The sequence below is a fragment of the Variovorax sp. SG517 genome (assembly GCF_013376045.1).
GTDB lineage: Bacteria > Pseudomonadota > Gammaproteobacteria > Burkholderiales > Burkholderiaceae_C > Variovorax.
Map to the genome: position 1 here is coordinate 447,177 of NZ_JABMJG010000004.1, position 16,228 is coordinate 463,404.

The 16,228-nt window shown below is 67.7% G+C and carries 13 protein-coding genes; 4 read left to right on the forward strand and 9 right to left on the reverse strand.

What is annotated here, in order from left to right:
- Window positions 1-2: 2 nt before the first annotated feature.
- The 6 genes from FHT32_RS14775 to FHT32_RS14800 form a co-directional block, all read right to left on the reverse strand.
- Complete coding sequence (locus FHT32_RS14775; RefSeq protein WP_176665355.1) at window positions 3-1,148, reverse strand: saccharopine dehydrogenase family protein; 1,146 nt, start codon at window positions 1,146-1,148, stop codon at window positions 3-5.
- A complete protein-coding gene (locus tag FHT32_RS14780) occupies window positions 1,145-2,788 on the reverse strand; it encodes an FAD-dependent oxidoreductase (protein ID WP_176665356.1) in 1,644 nt (547 codons plus the stop codon). Before FHT32_RS14780 ends, FHT32_RS14775 begins: the two co-directional genes overlap by 4 nt.
- A 7-nt stretch (window positions 2,789-2,795) precedes the next feature.
- Window positions 2,796-4,352 (reverse strand): polyamine aminopropyltransferase, encoded by a 1,557-nt coding sequence (locus FHT32_RS14785; protein ID WP_371132182.1) that lies wholly within the window; start codon window positions 4,350-4,352, stop codon window positions 2,796-2,798.
- Window positions 4,349-4,567 (reverse strand): DUF350 domain-containing protein, encoded by a 219-nt coding sequence (locus tag FHT32_RS14790; RefSeq protein WP_019653703.1) that lies wholly within the window; start codon window positions 4,565-4,567, stop codon window positions 4,349-4,351. The genes FHT32_RS14785 and FHT32_RS14790 overlap by 4 nt, the downstream gene beginning before the upstream one ends.
- A 54-nt stretch (window positions 4,568-4,621) precedes the next feature.
- Window positions 4,622-6,103 carry a DUF4178 domain-containing protein gene (locus FHT32_RS14795; protein WP_176665357.1) on the reverse strand — a complete coding sequence of 494 codons (1,482 nt, stop codon included), beginning with the start codon at window positions 6,101-6,103 and terminating at the stop codon, window positions 4,622-4,624.
- 106 nt (window positions 6,104-6,209) lie between these two features.
- Window positions 6,210-7,262 (reverse strand): SPFH domain-containing protein, encoded by a 1,053-nt coding sequence (locus FHT32_RS14800; protein ID WP_176665358.1) that lies wholly within the window; start codon window positions 7,260-7,262, stop codon window positions 6,210-6,212.
- 180 nt (window positions 7,263-7,442) lie between these two features.
- Here FHT32_RS14800 and FHT32_RS14805 point away from each other — a divergent pair, with 180 nt between their 5' ends.
- From FHT32_RS14805 to FHT32_RS14820, 4 genes are all read left to right on the forward strand, one after another.
- Complete coding sequence (locus FHT32_RS14805; RefSeq protein ID WP_176665359.1) at window positions 7,443-9,791, forward strand: NADP-dependent malic enzyme; 2,349 nt, start codon at window positions 7,443-7,445, stop codon at window positions 9,789-9,791.
- Window positions 9,792-9,972: 181 nt separating this feature from the next.
- Entirely contained in the window at window positions 9,973-10,386 is a 414-nt protein-coding gene (locus FHT32_RS14810; RefSeq protein WP_176665360.1) for a ribonuclease domain-containing protein, read from the forward strand.
- Between the two features lie 50 nt (window positions 10,387-10,436).
- Window positions 10,437-10,862 (forward strand): barstar family protein, encoded by a 426-nt coding sequence (locus tag FHT32_RS14815; protein ID WP_086011111.1) that lies wholly within the window; start codon window positions 10,437-10,439, stop codon window positions 10,860-10,862.
- Window positions 10,841-11,074, forward strand: coding sequence for a hypothetical protein (locus tag FHT32_RS14820; protein ID WP_176664992.1), 234 nt, complete (start codon window positions 10,841-10,843; stop codon window positions 11,072-11,074). The genes FHT32_RS14815 and FHT32_RS14820 overlap by 22 nt, the downstream gene beginning before the upstream one ends.
- A 66-nt stretch (window positions 11,075-11,140) precedes the next feature.
- Here FHT32_RS14820 and rsmA read toward each other — a convergent pair whose 3' ends face one another.
- The 3 genes from rsmA to FHT32_RS14835 form a co-directional block, all read right to left on the reverse strand.
- Entirely contained in the window at window positions 11,141-11,908 is a 768-nt protein-coding gene (gene rsmA, locus FHT32_RS14825; protein WP_176665361.1) for a 16S rRNA (adenine(1518)-N(6)/adenine(1519)-N(6))-dimethyltransferase RsmA, read from the reverse strand.
- Between the two features lie 138 nt (window positions 11,909-12,046).
- The gene (locus tag FHT32_RS14830; protein ID WP_176665362.1) at window positions 12,047-13,456 is read right to left on the reverse strand and encodes a peptidylprolyl isomerase; all 1,410 of its coding nucleotides are present in this window, start codon (window positions 13,454-13,456) and stop codon (window positions 12,047-12,049) included.
- A gap of 21 nt (window positions 13,457-13,477) precedes the next feature.
- The gene (locus FHT32_RS14835) at window positions 13,478-16,063 is read right to left on the reverse strand and encodes an LPS-assembly protein LptD (protein ID WP_176665363.1); all 2,586 of its coding nucleotides are present in this window, start codon (window positions 16,061-16,063) and stop codon (window positions 13,478-13,480) included.
- Between the last annotated feature and the right edge of the window lie 165 nt (window positions 16,064-16,228).

Genomic DNA, 16,228 nt, shown 5'->3' on the forward strand with positions numbered 1-16,228 from the left:
ACTCAAAACGCCGGTGCGCCATGGCCTGTCACTGCGATTGGCGCTTCTTCGACGATGTCGGTCACCATGCCCCAGCGCGCGAACTCCGGCTCGAACTCAGGCAGGGCGAGCAGGCCCATGCAGGCATTCGCACCGACGGGCAAGGTTGCTTCGCCTTTCGCAAACCGCCGCGCCAGCAGGATCGCGGCCATGCATGGGATTTCCGGCCCATGGTTGTCGTCGGCCGCGATGTGCCAGGCGCGCCGCGCCGGCCGGCCCTGTGCATCGGTGCCTTCGACGCGCACGACCATGCCGCCCAGCGCCGTACCCAGCGCGTCGAACATGCCGCCGGTGGCATGCAGCAGGGACGCCAGCTTCTGCGGCGCCGGCAGCAGTCCCGCGCGGCGCATGAAGGCGAGGAAGGCGAAGGCGCGCTGCGTCAGTTCGACTTCGAGCGCGGCGCGGAACATCACCGACTGCACGCCTTCGTAGCGCGCCGGAAAGAGCTCCAGGTCGGGAATGTCGCAGAGCGCACCGCGGCGCGGCTTCATGCGCGCGAACTCCACCCTCGCCGGATCGGCCCAGCCGGGCATCTCGACCCAGCGGCCGCCCTGCCAGACGCGGATGGGCTCGCCGCAGTATGCGAGCACGCCGGCCAGCGTGGCCTCACCGCGCGGCGCACCTTGCGCGGGGGCGATGCAGATGTCGATGCTCCGGATGTCCTGCCAGCCGTCCGCGAGATGGTCGACCACGGCGGACGACAGTGCGGGCACGGTGCTGGCACCGCTCACCGCAGTGCGGCCAGCGTGGCGAAAGGTGGCGTCCAAGGCAGCAGGAAAGTCGCACACGAAGCGGCGCCCATCGGCCAGGTCGATGTAGTGCGCGCCCGCGGCAGCGACGGCCTGCGGCACGCGGTAGTCCTGGTTCTGGAAGGGCCCGGCGGTGTGGATCACGAGCCCCACGCCAAGACCGCGCAGGGTGCCGGCGAGATCGGCAGCCTGCACGTCGATGCGCACGCCGCTCGCGGCCGCGTCCAGCGATGAGGCGAAGGCCGTGGCGCGCTGCGCATCGCGCCCCGCCACCAGCAGTTCGATGCCGGGGCAGCCGGCCAGCGCGCGGCAGATGCGCGCGCCGAAGTTGCCGTAGCCGCCAAGCACCAGCGTCTTCATGCTGCCGCCGCATCCATTCCCGCGACATGCCCGCGCGTGAACGCCTCTTCGAAGATCGAATAGCCCGACCAGTCCGCGTGCGCGAACGACAGCCGGCCCGCCACCACGCTGCCGCGATGCCCGGCGTCGGGCGCGCTGCGCTGCGGGCCGATCTGCGCCAGCAGCCCGGGCCTGGGGATGGACATGGCGTGTCCGTAGCGCGTGATCTCGATGCGCGAGACCAGCGAGGGCAGGTCGGGGTGCGGCACCGACAGCTCGGCGAGCAGATCGTCGCGCCAGCCGGTCCAGGGGCGCTCCAGCAGAAGCTTGCGGCCGTCGGCGGTGTCGTAGCCGCCCGGGCCCAGTGGGCGGTACCAGCTCAGCACCGTGCCGCGCGGCGTGGGGTCCAGCGCCTGGTGGCGCGCATCCACGTAGCCGAGGCCCCTGGTGCCGTAGATCACGTTGTCCCAGCTAGGCGCGGCGCCCACGCGGTCGGCCAGCGGGCCGCGCAGGTGGATGTTGGCCACCAGCCAGGGGGCGTAGCGCACATGCGCGGCGGCGTTCTTCAGCACCTCGGGCGGGTTCTCGACCACGCGCGCGGCGATGAACACGGGCAGCGCGACGATGCAGCGCTCGGCCTGCCAGCGCACCATCGATTTCGACGCCGCATCCCACGCATCGACCTCGACGCCGTCGCGCACTTCCGCGATGCGCGTGACGACGCTGCCGGTGCGCAGGCGCTCGCCGAGCGGCCTGGCGAGCTGCTTCGTGAGCCAGCCGTTGCCCTCGGGCCAGGTGAGGATGCCGTCGCGCTCGGGCCTCGAATCGTTGACGCTGCCCGTCGGATCGCCGGGCGCGTGGAAGCCGTGCCGGCTCGCGAAGTAATGGATGCCGGCCCAGGCCGACACCTGCCCGATGCCGGCGCCGTAGTCGTCGCGGCAGCAGTAGTCGAGGTACCAGCGCAGCTGCGCATCGCCGAAGCCTTCGCTGTCGAGCCAGCTCTCGAAGCTGATGGCATCGAGCGCCAGCAACTCGGGCGTGATGGCGGCCTTGAGCGTCGGAATCGCGAAGTGGGCGGCGTGCTGCAGCGCGTCGATGCGCCGCGCGAACTTGCGGTACTGCGCGAGCGTGGCCTCGCCCACGCCATGCACGGGCAGCAGCCCGTCTTGCCACTCGCCGTGGAAGAACAGGCGCTCCTGCGGGCTGTGGCACAGCGTGACCTCGTCGTATTCCCAGCGGCCCGCCACGCGGCGGCGCAGGCCGAGTTCCTCCAGCAGATCCTGCACCTCGCGCGCGTCGTCGCCAGGCACCGGCAGGTAGTGCGCGCCGAGCGGGCAGGCGATGCCATTGACCACGCCGCCGCGCGCGTTGCCGCCGGCAGTGTCTTCCAGCTCAAGCAGCGCGAAGTCGTCGATGCCCGAAAGCCGTAGCGCGCGGGCAGCTGCGAGGCCCGCCACGCCCCCGCCGGCGATGACCACGCGCGTACGCTTCACCACGGCAGGCGTCGTGCTCCCCAGGGCGTGGTCGCGCATCGCATGGCCCTGCGTGACGTCGATGCCGGTGAAGCCGCCCTCGATGGGCGGTGGCGGGGCCTCGCAGCCCGCGAGCGCCAGAGCACCCGCCGCGCCCGCCGCCACGCCGAGGAATTCGCGCCTTTGCATGACGGGGCTAGTGAGCCATGACCTTGCCCCACTCTTGCTCGTAAGTGGTGACCAGGATCTGGTTCGACAGCCGGTTCACTTCCGCCGGCACGCGCGCCATGTCGAGCGGAAAGTCGAACATCAGCGGCAGGGTGCTCGGGGAGAGGAACCGCAGGCCCGGCGGCAGCGCATCGGGCATGCGGTAGGGCCTGCGGCTGGCGATGATGTAACCCCATTCGCCGAAGCTGGGCACGTGCGCGTGGTACGGCGTGGCGCGCAGGCCCACCGACTCGATGGTCGTCGCCACGGTCCAGTAGCTCTTGCGCGCCACCAGCGGCGAGGTGGTCTGGATCACCGCATAGCCGCTGGCCGAAAGACGTTTCTCGAGCAGCGCGTAGAAGCTGTTGGTGTAGAGCTTGCCGATGGCAAAGTTGGTCGGATCCGGAAAGTCGACCACGATCACGTCGTACATGTCACCCGGCTGCTGCAGCCACTGGAAGGCATCGGTGTTGACGATCTTCACCTTCGGCGAAGACAGCGAATGCCCGTTGAGCGCAGCCAGCGTCTCGTGCTCGGTGAAGAGCTTCGTCATGTTCGGATCGAGCTCCACCAACGTGACCGATTCGACCGACGGGTACTTGAGGATCTCGCGCACCGCCATGCCGTCGCCGCCGCCAAGCACCGCAACCTTCTTGGGCGCGCCCTGGGCGGCCATCACCGGATGCACCAGCGCCTCGTGGTAGCGGTATTCGTCGCGCTCGGCGAACTGCAGGTTGCCGTTGAGGAAGAGCCGGTGCCCCAGCAGCCCGCGCGTGACCACGATGCGCTGGTAGGGCGAGGTGGCGCTGAAGACGATGCGGTCCTGGTAGAACTTGTCTTCCGCCAGCGTGGTGATGTGGTTGGCCCCGACGAAGGCGCCCACCAGCGCGGCCAGCGCCAGAAAGCAGGCGACGGCATGCGCGCCCACGCGGCGCAGCTCATGGCGGAACAGCCACAGCGCCCACACCGCCACGGCCGCGTTCATGAAGCCGAACAGCAGACCGGTGCGGATCATGCCGAGCTGCGGCACCAGGATCAGCGGAAACGCCACCGACACGGCCAGCGCGCCGAGGTAGTCGAAGGTGAGCACCTGCGACACCAGATTCTTGAGCACGATGTTGCGCTTCAGGATGCGCATCACCAGCGGGATCTCGAGCCCCACCAGCGTGCCCACGACCATCACCAGACCGTAGAGCAGCAGCCGGAACGCGCCCGGCACGTAGGCGTTGGCAAGGAACAGGATCGCCGGCAGTGCGCCGCCGATCAGCGCCACCAGCAGTTCGATGCGAAGGAAGTGCGCGGGCAGTTGCCGCTCGAAATAGCGCGAGAGCCATGAGCCCACGCCCATGGCGAACAGGTAGGTGCCGATGATTGTGCTGAACTGCAGCACCGAGTCGCCCAGCAGGTAGGAGCTGAGCGCGGCCGCGGTGAGCTCGTAGACGAGTCCGCAGGCGGCGACCACGAACACGCTGGCGAGCAGCGCGATCTCGATCGGTTGCGGCCCCCGCGCGTCCGGGGTGCGCGCGGGCAGGGCCGCGTCGCTCAATGGATTGCAGCAGCCACGATGATGCTGATGCCGAGGCTCATCGCGGCAACCACCAGCCCCAGCGCCACGTTCTGCTTCTCGACGATCTCGCCCCACAGATCGTAGGGCGTGATCTTGTCGATGATCAGGAAGCAGAGCCAGAAGATCACGACGCCGATCAGCGCGTACACGAGCGATCCGAGGACCACGCCCGGTTTCAGCCATTCAAATCCCATGGGGACCTCCAGTCGTAGCAGTAGTTAGAGAGAGCATCGCGCGCATCTTCGCCGTCATTTGTGGCCGCCGCCACTCGAGTAGCCGCCATACGAGCCGCCCGAGCTCCGATAACCGGAGCCGCCGCTGCTGGAGCAGGTGCTCAGGATGATCAGCACGATGATGATCACGACGATGATGAGGATGATGGTGCCGCAGCCCAGCCCCGAGGCGGCGCTCACCGGCAGCGCGTCGGCGCGCTTGAACATGTCCTTGCGCGCGTCGAGCTTGAAGGCGGTGGCGACCGCGCCGCTGTCGATCTTGCTGCCGGAGGACCACGTCAGTTCGTTGGCCGAGCGCTCCATCGACAGCAGCGCGCCGCCATTGGCGAAGTCGCGGTTGAAGGTCTTCTGGCCGCGCTCGACCTGCCAGTAGAACTCGCCCGCCACGTAGGTGGTCTCGGCGTTGTAGGCGTATTGCTGCTGGTAGCGCTTGCCGAGGTAGGTGGCGGTGTTGCCGCTCTCGGCCATCACGGGCGCGCCGGTGGTCGGCTTGACCATGCTCCAGCCGTCCTCGGCGTCCACCAGGAAGCTGAAGCCGCGCTTGTTGTTGTAGAGCAGGTATTCGTCCCAGCCGAATTGCTCGTCGTCGCCGGGCTCGCTGCCCATGCGGTGCTGGAAGCCCACCACCTGCCACTGCGCGCCCTGCAGCTGGCCCATGCTGCCCAGCGCGATGAGCGGGCGCACGGGCTCGTCCTGCGTGGCGTGCTTGAGTTCGCCGCCGATGCCCTGCGACAGGTCGATGATGCTGTTGCATGAGCCGCAGGTGATGCTCTTGCTGTCGGCCAGGTTGACGGTGACGGGCGAGCCGCAGTTGGGGCAGTTGAAGCTGCGGCCTTTTTCGTCCTTGGCGGATTCGGCGCGCAGGCCGGTGAGCTGGAGGTCTTCCAGCTGCACCGAGCGGCCGAGATAGGCGCTGGGCTTGGCGGTGCCGTAGTCGATGCTCAGCACCAGCCCGCGGTCGTTGCGCAGCTCGACCATCGCGAACGGCCGACCGAGTTCGGGCAGGTGCGGCAGTTCGCCCTGCGCCGAGGTCAGCGCCACCTGCTCGTTCGAGGTGACGGTGTAGCTCTGGCCCGCGAAGGCGCTGGTGGCGCCCACGCGCAGGTCGACAGGCGGGGGCGCGGCGCGCTGCAGGTCGAAGGGCAGGGCGAAGACGTAGGCGCCGTTGTCCTCGCTGAGGATGGCGGTGCGGTCGCCGTCGAGCGCGGCGATCCATTCGGTCCAGCGGCCGCCGGGGTAGGTGTACTGCAGCCGGCCGATGAGCGTGAAGGGCTTGTCCTGGATGCGGCCGGCGGCGAACAGCTGCAGCGGGCTGAAGTCGTCGAACAGCTCCGCCATCTTGCCGGTGCGCGCGAGCGTGTCGCCCTGACGCACGACCGTGCTCTGGCAGTAGGGACAGACCGCGTGCGTCGATTGCGCCGAGCGGAATTCGACCGGTGCGCCGCAGCCGGGGCAGGGCGCTCGGTAGTAGCGTTGGTTGCCGGTTTCCTCAGCCATGGCGTCTCATCAGCCATGGCTCGGGCGGCCACGAGTCTTTCAAGCCAACGAGGCTTCTGACGCCCGTCGAAGGGGCGTCAGGCGCTGTGCGGAACATGGCGCCGCGTCAGACCAGTTTTTTCAGCAGTTCGGCCTTCTTGGCGTCGAACTCTTCCTGGGTGAGGATGCCCTTCGTCTTCAGCTCGCCGAGTTTTTCCAGCGTGGTCATCACGTCGGCGGCGCTCACCACGGCCACCGCCGGTTGCTGCTGCTGGGCCGCGGCGGCAGCCGCCGCGTTGGGGCTCAGGCCCTGCGCGAGGTTCTGCGCCAGCACCTGGCCGAGCGCCACGCCGGCGCCCAGGCCCATCGCGTCGCCCGCGATGCCGCTGCCGCCGCCGGCAGCGCCCTCGGCGAACTTGGGAATGGCCTGCGCCGTCTGGTACTGCATGAACTTGCCCATGTCGTTGCCGACCATGCCCATGCCGATCTTCTGGTCGAGGATCTTCTGGAGCTCTTCGGGCAGCGAGACGTTCTGGACCGTGATGTTCTCGAGCTTGATGCCGATCTTCTCGAACTCGGGCACCAGCTGGGCGGCGAGCGCCTGGGCGAACTGGATCTGGTTGGCCGCGAGGTCCAGGAAGGGCACGCCGCTGGAGGCGATGGCGTTGCTGATGTTCTGCAGCACCAGGCCGCGCAGCTGGCCGTCGAGATCGGCCACGGTGTAGGTGTCGCGCGTGCCGGAGATCTCGGTGTGGAAGGCCTTGGCGTCGCCGATGCGGAACGAGTAGTTGCCGAAGGCGCGCAGGCGCACGGCGCCGAAGTCCTTGTCGCGGATGGTGATCGGCTGGGGCGTGCCCCACTTCTGGTCGACCTGCTGGCGGGTGCTGAAGAAGTAGACGTCGCTCTTGAAGGGGGACTCGAAAAGCTTGTCCCAGTTCTTCAGGTACGTGAGCACGGGCAGCGTCTGCGTCGTGAGCTTGTACATGCCGGGGCCGAACACGTCGGCCACCTTGCCCTCGTTGACGAAGACGGCGACCTGCGATTCGCGCACCGTGAGCGAAGCGCCGTTCTGGATTTCCATCTCCGCCATCGGGAAGCGCCAGGCCAGCGTGCCGTCGCCGGTCTCGGTCCACTGGATGATGTCGATGAACTGCTTCTTGATGAAATCCATCAGGGCCATGGTCGGTCGCTCCTCTTGAGGTTTTTTCAGGTTCTGTCCGAACTGCGCATATTGCCACACGGGCCCGGGAAAACACCCGTGCTATTGGTCATGGGAACCCCTGGCCATGCGGCCTAGGGCGTCATGCGCGAGGTCTACAATCGGCGCCCCCAGAAGAAGCGCCACCAGGAGCTACGGCACATGTCAGATTCGACCCCCTCGACCTCATCGACTCCCACGCCCGAAGACAAGCGCGCAGAACTGCGCCGTGCCGCCCTCGAGTACCACGAGTTTCCCGTTCCAGGCAAGGTCGCCATCGCGGCGACCAAGCAGATGATCAACCAGCGCGACCTGTCGCTGGCCTATTCGCCCGGCGTGGCGGCTCCCTGCGAGGAGATCGTCAAGGATCCGGCCAACGCCTTCAAGTACACCTCCCGGGGCAACCTCGTGGCCGTCATCAGCAACGGCACCGCCGTGCTGGGCCTGGGCGACATCGGCCCGCTGGCCTCCAAGCCGGTGATGGAAGGCAAGGGCGTCCTGTTCAAGAAGTTCGCGGGCGTCGACGTGTTCGACATCGAGATCGACGAAAAGGACCCGGCCAAGCTGGTGGACATCATCGCCTCGCTGGAGCCCACCTTCGGCGCAGTCAACCTCGAAGACATCAAGGCGCCGGACTGCTTCTACGTCGAGCGCGAGCTGCGCAAGCGCATGAAGATCCCGGTCTTCCACGACGACCAGCACGGCACGGCCATCACCGTGGCGGCTGCCATGGTCAACGGCCTGAAGGTGGCCGGCAAGAAGATCGAAGAGGTCAAGCTGGTCGCCTCCGGCGCGGGCGCCGCGGCGCTGGCCTGCCTGAACCTGCTGCTCAAGGTGGGCCTGAAGCGCGAGAACGTGTTCGTCACCGACCTGGCCGGCGTGGTCTACGAAGGCCGCACCGAGCTGATGGACGACGACAAGCGCCAGTTCATGCAGAAGACCGACGCGCGCACGCTCGCCGAGGTGATCGAGGGTGCCGACGTGTTCCTGGGCCTGTCCGCGGGCGGCGTGCTCAAGCCCGCCATGGTGGCCAAGATGGCCAAGCGCCCGGTGATCTTCGCGCTGGCCAACCCCAATCCCGAGATCGCTCCGGAAGACGCCCACGCGGTGCGCGACGACGTGATCATGGCCACCGGCCGCACCGACTATCCGAACCAGGTCAACAACGTCCTGTGCTTCCCGTACATCTTCCGCGGCGCGCTGGACTGCGGCGCGACGACGATCACCGACGAGATGGAGATCGCCGCGGTGCACGCCATCGCCGACCTGGCGCAGGCCGAGCAGAGCGAGCGCGTGGCCGCCGCCTACGTCGGTGAGAAGCTCAGCTTCGGCCCCGAATACCTGATTCCGAAGCCCTTCGACCCGCGCCTGATGATGAAGATCGCGCCGGCCGTGGCCAAGGCGGCCGAGGAAAGCGGCGTGGCCCAGCGCCCCATCAAGGACATGGACGCCTACCGCGACAAGCTGCAGAGCTTCGTCTACGCCTCGGGCACCACGATGAAGCCCATCTTCGACGCCGCCCGGCGCGCGAGCAAGAAGCGCGTGGCCTACTCGGAAGGCGAGGAAGAGCGCGTGCTGCGCGCGGCCCAGATCGTGGTGGACGAGGGCGTGGCGCGCCCGACGCTCATCGGCCGGCCGGCCATCATTGCCCAGCGCATCGAGAAATTCGGCCTGCGCCTGAAGGAAGAGCTGGACTACGACGTGGTCAACGTCGAGCAGGACCACCGCTACCGCGAGTTCTGGCAGACCTACCACCGCATGACCGAGCGCAAGGGCGTGACGGTGCAGGTCGCCAAGATCGAGATGCGCCGGCGCCTGACGCTGATCGGCTCGATGCTGCTGCACAAGGGCGAGGTCGACGGCCTGATCTGCGGCACCTGGGGCACCACCGCCAACCACCTGCACTACATCGACCAGGTGATCGGCAAGCGCCCCGGCGGCTGCGAAAGCACCCCGCAGGACGTGCCCGTGTACGCCTGCATGAACGGCCTGCTGCTGCCCGACCGCCAGGTGTTCCTGGTCGACACGCACGTCAACTACGACCCCTCGCCCGAGGAGCTGGCCGAGATCACCACCATGGCGGCCGAGGAAATGATGCGCTTCGGCCTGAAGCCGAAGGCTGCGCTGCTGTCGCACTCCAACTTCGGCACCAGCAACGGCCCCAGCGCCATCAAGATGCGCCGCACGCTCGACCTGCTGCGCGTGCAGGCGCCCTGGCTCGAGGTGGACGGCGAAATGCACGGCGACGTGGCGCTCGACAGCAAGCAGCGCGCGGTCGTCATGCCGCACAGCGCGCTGGCGGGCGACGCCAATCTGCTGGTTTTTCCCAACATCGACGCGGCCAATATTTCCTACAACCTGCTCAAGACGGCGGCGGGCGGCAACATCGCCATCGGCCCGGTCCTGCTCGGTGCGGCCAAACCTGTGCATATTCTCACGGCAAGCGCGACTGTTCGGCGCATCGTGAACATGACAGCCTTGACAGTCGCCGACGCAAACGCGGAAAGATAGGCTATTTGGCGAGAGTGGCCGCCAACTTAAAAAGCCATTCGATACCCTGGCGACTGCTCAAACTTTGGGCAGTCGCTTGCTATTTTCGCCAGCGTGGTGCACACTCGCGGGCTTGAATTTGCGGGTTAACCCCGACGTTGATCGCCAATTCGAACCCCCCGCTCTTTTCTTGTGGTGCCCCATGGCGGCTTACGCCTCGATCACGTCCTCTGTCACAAAGTTTGCGCTCACCAGTCTGATGCTGGTCGCGTTGACGACGGGGGCCGAGGCCCGCGGATGGTTCGGCGCCGGAAAAACGTCCGCCGAGGAAACGATCGCGCTGTCCGAGCTGCCGGCGCAGGGCCAGCAGACCTACCGCGCCATCCTCGATGGCGGCCCTTTCAGGTACGACAAGGACGGCACGGTGTTCGGCAATCGCGAGCGTCTTCTGCCGCCGGCACGCCGCGGCCACTACCGTGAATACACGGTGACGACGCCCGGTTCGCGCAACCGTGGTGCAAGGCGGATCGTCTGCGGCGGCGAGCAGCGCACCGCGCCCGAGGCCTGCTGGTACACCGCAGACCACTACGCGAGCTTCAGACGGATTGCGCCATGAGCGATGAAAACGACCTGAGCGGCGCCTCGAAGCGCCCCGACGAAATGATGATGACTATGGAAAGACCAGCGGAGATGACCTTATCCCTTCGTGCCGTACGCCCGAACATCGTGCAATCGATCCGCGCGTTCCGCGTGAACGACCTGCAGGACGCAGCCAACGCGGCCGGCCAGCACTTCCTGTACGCCAACCTGGGCAACGCCCAGACCAAGCAGGACGTGCTCGACCTGATCGCCCAGCAGTTCACGTTCCCGGCCCACTTCGGGAAGAACTTCGACGCGCTGTACGACTGCATGACCGACCCGTTGCATAAATCGGGCCCGCAGCCGGGATTCGTCATCGTGCTGGAGCAGATTCCGGCCAACGCCAAGTTCGACAAGGAAGCCCGCGAGCAGCTGCTCGACATCTTCCGCGACGCCTCGGACTACTGGGGCGACCGCAAGGTCCCGTTCCGGTGCTTCTATTCTTTTCTGTAGCCCGTTCTGCATCCACCAGCCAAGCAGAACGGGCGAACGAGGCTCAACCGAACGTTGAAACCCTCGATGGCATCGAAGTGAACACCGCGGCAGCCGCCGCTGCCGAACCGGCCGGCGAAAAGATGCCGACCGACAAACTGGTCGACGTTTCGCCCCTGGCGCTGCGCATGAGCAGCCCCTTCAACGCAGGTTACTGGCTCGCCGCCGCCTGACGAGAAGAAAAGAAGCCGGCAAGCTTGCCGGCCGACAAACAAAAAGCGCGCCGACGGCGCGCTTTTTCATTGGGGCAGGGCCTGGGCCAGCGCCACATATTCGGCCACCGGCACTTCCTCGGCCCGCCGCTGGGTGTCGAAGTCGCCGGCGAAGCCCTTGTCCTGCAGCCACTTGCCCAGCGTGTGGCGCAGCAGCTTGCGGCGCTGGCTGAAAGCCACCTGCACGATCTCGCCCAGGAGCTGCGCATCGACCGCCGGCGGCACCGCCAGCGGCACCATCCGCACCACCGCGCTGTCCACGCGCGGCGGCGGGTCGAAGCTCTCCGGCGGCACGAACAGCACGTTCTCCATCTCGTAGCGCCACTGCAGCATCACGCTCAGGCGGCTGTAGTCCGAGGTGGCGGGCTTCGCCACCATGCGGTCGATCACTTCCTTCTGCAGCATGAAATGCTGGTCGGCGACCAGATGGGCGCAGCCCAGCAGATGGAACAGGATGGGCGTGGAGATGTTGTAGGGCAGGTTGCCCACCACGCGCAGCGGCTTGCCCGGGAACCTCGCGGCCAGTTCGGCGAAATCGACCTTGAGCACGTCGGACTCGACCACGTCGAGCTGCGGATGCCCGCGCAGGCGCTTGGCGAGGTCGCGGTCGAGTTCGATCACGGTGAGGCGGCCCAGCCGCTCCACCAGCGGCTGCGTCAGCGCCGCGAGCCCCGGCCCGATCTCGACCATGGCGTCGCCCGGCTGCGGCGCGATCTCGCGCACGATCGCATCGATGATCCCGCCGTCGGACAGGAAATGCTGCCCGAACCGCTTCCTCGCGATGTGCTGAGCCATGCCGTCAAACCACCATCGACGTGAAAGGGATGCCGTGCCAGGAACACCGCGGAGCCGGCTTTGCCGGGCCGCTGGTGTTGCCCCCTGCAAGGGGGTTGGCGAAGCGACACGAAGTGCGCGCAGCCTGGGGGTGTGCCATCAGGACTGCGGTGGGTCGCGGTATTCGACGTAGGCGCGCGCGCGCACTTCCTGCACCCAGGTGGTGAAGGCCTCTTCCACGCGCTGTTCGCGCAGCGCGGCGCGCGCGGCTTCGCGCTGTTCCGACTGGCTGAGCTTGGAATCGCGGCGGCCCACCACCTGGATTAGGTGCACGCCGAAGCGCGACACCACGGGATCGCTGATCTGGCCCGGCGAGAGCCGGTCCATGGCTTCCTCGAACTCGGGCACGAACTGGCCCGGGCGCGACCAGCCGAGGTCGCCGCCCTGCTTGGCGCTGCCGTCCTGCGAGTTGTCGCGGGCGAGGCCGGCGAAGTCGGCCGTGCCGGCCTGGATGCGGCGCTTGAATTCGGCCAGCTGCGCCACCGCCTGGGCCGTGGTGCGCTTGGGGTCGTTGAGCAGCAGGATGTGGCGCACCTGGGTCTGGGTCACGGTGGCGTCGCCCGATCCGATCTGGGCCTTGGCCAGCACCTTGAGCACGTGGAAGCCAGCGCTGGAGCGCACCGGCCCGGCGATGCCGTTCACGGCGGTCGACTGCGTGGCCTCGACGAACAGCGACGGATAGCGGTCGGCGCTGCGCATGCCGATGGCGCCGCCATTGCCGCGGTCGGGCGAATCGGAGTTCTCGCGCACCAGCTTGGCGAAGTCTTCGCCGGAACGGGCGCGCTGGGCGATGTCCTGCGCCTTCTTCTGCGCGGCGGCCACCTGTGCGTCGGTGGCGTTCTCGGGAACGGCCACCAGCACCTGCGCGAGGTTCAGGTTCTCGAGCGCCGCGTTCTTGACGGAGGTGTTGCGCTGGTCGCGCAGGTATTCGTCAGCCTCGGCGTCGCTGATCTTGACCTTCGCCTCGACCTCGCGGTCGCGCAGGCGCGTGAGCAGCAGCTGGTCGCGCAGGTCATTGCGGAAATCCTGCTGCGCGATGCCTTCGGCAGCCACGCGGCGGCGCAGCTCGACCAGGCTGATCTCGTTCTGGCGCGCCACGGTCTGCTCGGCCTGGTCGATGGCCACTTCGTCGACCTTGATGCCGTTTTCCTTGGCGAGCTGCAGCTGCGCGCGCTCGGTGATCAGCCGTTCCAGCACGAGCCGCGTGAGCTCGCCGCGGGGAACGCGCTCGGCGTCGGGGTTCTCCTTGATCAGCCGCGACACGCGCGACTGCACGTCGGTGTTGGTGATCGGCTCCGAGTTGACCAGCGCGACGATGAACTCGGCCGAGCGCTGCACGGGCGGCGCCGCGGGAGCGGCGGCGGAGGGGCGCGCCGCCGGCGGCCCCAGGCGCGGGCCGGCGCGCATGATGTCGGTGATGCCGGTACCGGGACGATAGCCCTGCGCACCCGCGGTGGCGGCGATGGCCGCGAGACAGCCCAGGGTGATGATGGAACGGATGTGTTTCATGGCGTCGCTCAGTCAGTCGTCTCAGTCGTAGTTGGTGAAGCGGCTCGGCGCTTCGCCCGGTTGGCGCAGGGGTTCGTAGCGCTGGATGTTCTGCCGCAGGGTCTGCATGGGGCTCGAGCCGATGCTGGAGAAGCCGACGAATTCGAGCTGGAACATGATGCGGGTGTTCGCCGTCACCAGGCCCGTGGTGGTGCGCTGCAGCACCACGCGCCCGATCCAGCAGCAGCCGTCGTACTCGAAGCCGAGCACGCCGTCGGTGAGCTTCTTGTCCTGCAGGCTGTAGTTGAGCCGGCCGACGGCATACCAGCGGCCGCCGCCCTGGCCCTTGCCGGGGCCGAGGTTCTTGCCCTTGTCGCCCCACAGGTCGTTGAGCGGCCACTGCCAGCCCACGTCGATCGACTTGTTGCCGTCGGTCGCCGTCGGGGTGCTGGGCGCCTGGTAGCGGAAGGCCGCGCTCAGGTTGTGGTACGGCTCGGGGTTGTAGCGCGCGCTGATGGCCGAGCGCTCCGACTTGCGGGTGTCGGGGTTGTACTGGACGAGGGTGTCCAGGCTCCACTTGGGCGTCCAGTTGATGGTGGCGCCCAGCAGCAGGTCGCTCGCGCGGTCGGTCACCGGCGTGCCGCCGGGCAGCGTGACCTTCTGGTCGCTGAAGCGCAGCCGCTGCGCGATGCCGAAGCGCGCGGCCTCGGCGCCGGTATCGGGGTCGATCAGGCGGGAGGTCACGCCCAGCGTGAGCGCGTTGGTGTCGGAGACGCGGTCGCCGCCGGAGAACGCGTTCTCGGTGTAGATGGTCGCGAAGCTGAAGTCGTTGGCCGCCGAGTCGTAGTTCGGCAGCATGCTCTGGTTGCGGTACGGCGTGTAGACGTAGTACGCGCGCGGCTCCAGCGTCTGGCGGAAGGCGCGGCCGAAGTAGCTGGCGTCGCGCTCGAAGGTCAGGCCGCTGTCGAGGCTGAAGGTCGGCACCGTCCGGTTGCTGGACGTCGGGAAGAAGTACAGCGAGTTCGGGTTGTAGACCTGTCCGTTGACGTACTGCACGCCGTTGAGCGTGAGCTTCGGAATGTCGGACTGCGGCAGGTAGTAGTTGTACGAGGCCGCGTTCAGGATCAGCTTGGGAATGACGTACGTGCTCGGCGTGATGAAGGGCCGGCTGATCGTCGCTACCGCCATCGCGCGGTCGCCGTCGGGCTGCGACTGCTGGTTGAAGTCGTAGCCGAGCTGCGTCGACGAGAGCCTGTTCACGCGGAAGCGCGTGTAGTCCAGGTTCAGCGCGACGTCGAAGCCGTGCCAGTCGTACTTGTTGTAGTTGGCCGTGATCTGCGGCATCCGGTCGTACGCGGGCACGATCGGCGACAGGTTGTACTGCAGGTTCTGGTACTTCAGCGCCCGGACCATGCCGCTCCAGTCGCCCTTGCTCCAGTTGAGCGACGCGTCGTTGGGCAGCTGGCGCTGCGCGAGCGAGGGCGTGCGGGTGAAGTCGCGCCAGTAGTCGTCGTCGCTCACCCGGTTGATGTTGATGTTGGCCGACAGCGAATCGAGGCCCAGCGCCTTGGCGTCGAAATCCTGGTGGTGGTTGAGCCACAGGCCCCAGCGCCGGGTGTTCTTGGGCGCGGGGGTCAGGCTGCTGGCTGTGATCTGCCCGTTGATCAGCTGCTGGAGCTGGCTGGCGCGCAGTTCGTTGTAGCGGTCGCCCACGAGGCGGTCGCTGCCCATCAAGTCGAAGCGGACGGTTCCCTTGTATTCCTTCTCGAGGTAGCGGAACTCGTTGCTGAAATTGATGCCGCGCTTGCTCATGATCGTCGGCGTGAACGTGGCGTCGCGGTTCGGCGCGATGTTCCAGTAGTACGGCTGCGCGATCTCGATGCCGTTGGTGTTGTCGATGCCGACGGTCGGCGGCAGCAGGCCGCTCTTGCGGTCGTTCGACAGCGGGAAGCTTACGCTCGGAATGGGCGGCGTCGTGATACCCATGAAGCTCAGGCGCGCGTTCTTCGCCACGCCCTCGTTCTCCTCGGTGTCGGTGGTGATCGAGGCCGCGGTCAGCAGCCAGGCGGGCATCCAGCCGGGGAAGTCCTCGCGGCGGCAGGTGGTGTAGGTGGCTTCGCGGGCGATCGACACGTTGGCGTCGACGAAGTCGATGCGCTTGGCCTCGCCGTGCGCCTCGTTCGCGAGGAACTTGTAGCGCACGTTGTTGAAGAAGCCCTCGAAGGTCTCGAGCTTGAGCTGCAGCTCGGGGCCTTCATAGATGTTGCCGGCCTGGTTGACCCGCACGTTGCCGGTGGCCTTGGCGCGGTCGTCGGGCTGGTAGTACTCGAGCCGGTCGGCGGTGATGGACACCGCGCCGCGGCGCAGCGTGGCGTTGCCCTCGACCACGGTCTCGAGGTCGGGCCGGCCGGAGATGCGGTCGCCGGTGACCAGGCTGGGCATCTGGCTGCGGTCGGCGGGCGTCAGGGTCTCGGTCAGCAGCGGCGTGCGCTTCAGCGTGAGCGGCCCTTCGAGGTTGCCGGCCGGCTGCGCGGACGCGCCGTGCGCGTGCATCAGCGCCAGCGACAGGACTGCCAGCGGCAGCGGCGGCGGGCCGGAGCGCCGCGGGACGACACGACGTCGGCTCATCAGGCCTCCCGCCCGGCCATTCCGAGGGAAGCCGGCGACTCTCCCATGGAGAGCAGCGAGCGCACAAGGTGCCAAGCGTGGGGGCTTTGGGTCGTAGGCATCGGTTCGGAACGAAAGGTCGTCGGGGACGGCGCGGCAGGCCGGCGGGTTGCAGGGGCCGGCGGC

What these genes read in the sequence shown, in the direction of transcription:
- FHT32_RS14775 (WP_176665355.1), bottom strand. Translation starts at nt 1,148, where the DNA reads ATGAAGACGCTGGTGCTTGGCGGCTACGGCAACTTCGGCGCGCGCATC.
- FHT32_RS14780 (WP_176665356.1), bottom strand. Translation starts at nt 2,788, where the DNA reads ATGCAAAGGCGCGAATTCCTCGGCGTGGCGGCGGGCGCGGCGGGTGCT.
- FHT32_RS14790 (WP_019653703.1), bottom strand. Translation starts at nt 4,567, where the DNA reads ATGGGATTTGAATGGCTGAAACCGGGCGTGGTCCTCGGATCGCTCGTG.
- FHT32_RS14795 (WP_176665357.1), bottom strand. Translation starts at nt 6,103, where the DNA reads ATGGCTGAGGAAACCGGCAACCAACGCTACTACCGAGCGCCCTGCCCC.
- FHT32_RS14800 (WP_176665358.1), bottom strand. Translation starts at nt 7,262, where the DNA reads ATGGCCCTGATGGATTTCATCAAGAAGCAGTTCATCGACATCATCCAG.
- FHT32_RS14805 (WP_176665359.1), top strand. Translation starts at nt 7,443, where the DNA reads ATGTCAGATTCGACCCCCTCGACCTCATCGACTCCCACGCCCGAAGAC.
- FHT32_RS14810 (WP_176665360.1), top strand. Translation starts at nt 9,973, where the DNA reads ATGGCGGCTTACGCCTCGATCACGTCCTCTGTCACAAAGTTTGCGCTC.
- FHT32_RS14815 (WP_086011111.1), top strand. Translation starts at nt 10,437, where the DNA reads ATGACTATGGAAAGACCAGCGGAGATGACCTTATCCCTTCGTGCCGTA.
- rsmA (WP_176665361.1), bottom strand. Translation starts at nt 11,908, where the DNA reads ATGGCTCAGCACATCGCGAGGAAGCGGTTCGGGCAGCATTTCCTGTCC.
- FHT32_RS14830 (WP_176665362.1), bottom strand. Translation starts at nt 13,456, where the DNA reads ATGAAACACATCCGTTCCATCATCACCCTGGGCTGTCTCGCGGCCATC.
- FHT32_RS14835 (WP_176665363.1), bottom strand. Translation starts at nt 16,063, where the DNA reads ATGAGCCGACGTCGTGTCGTCCCGCGGCGCTCCGGCCCGCCGCCGCTG.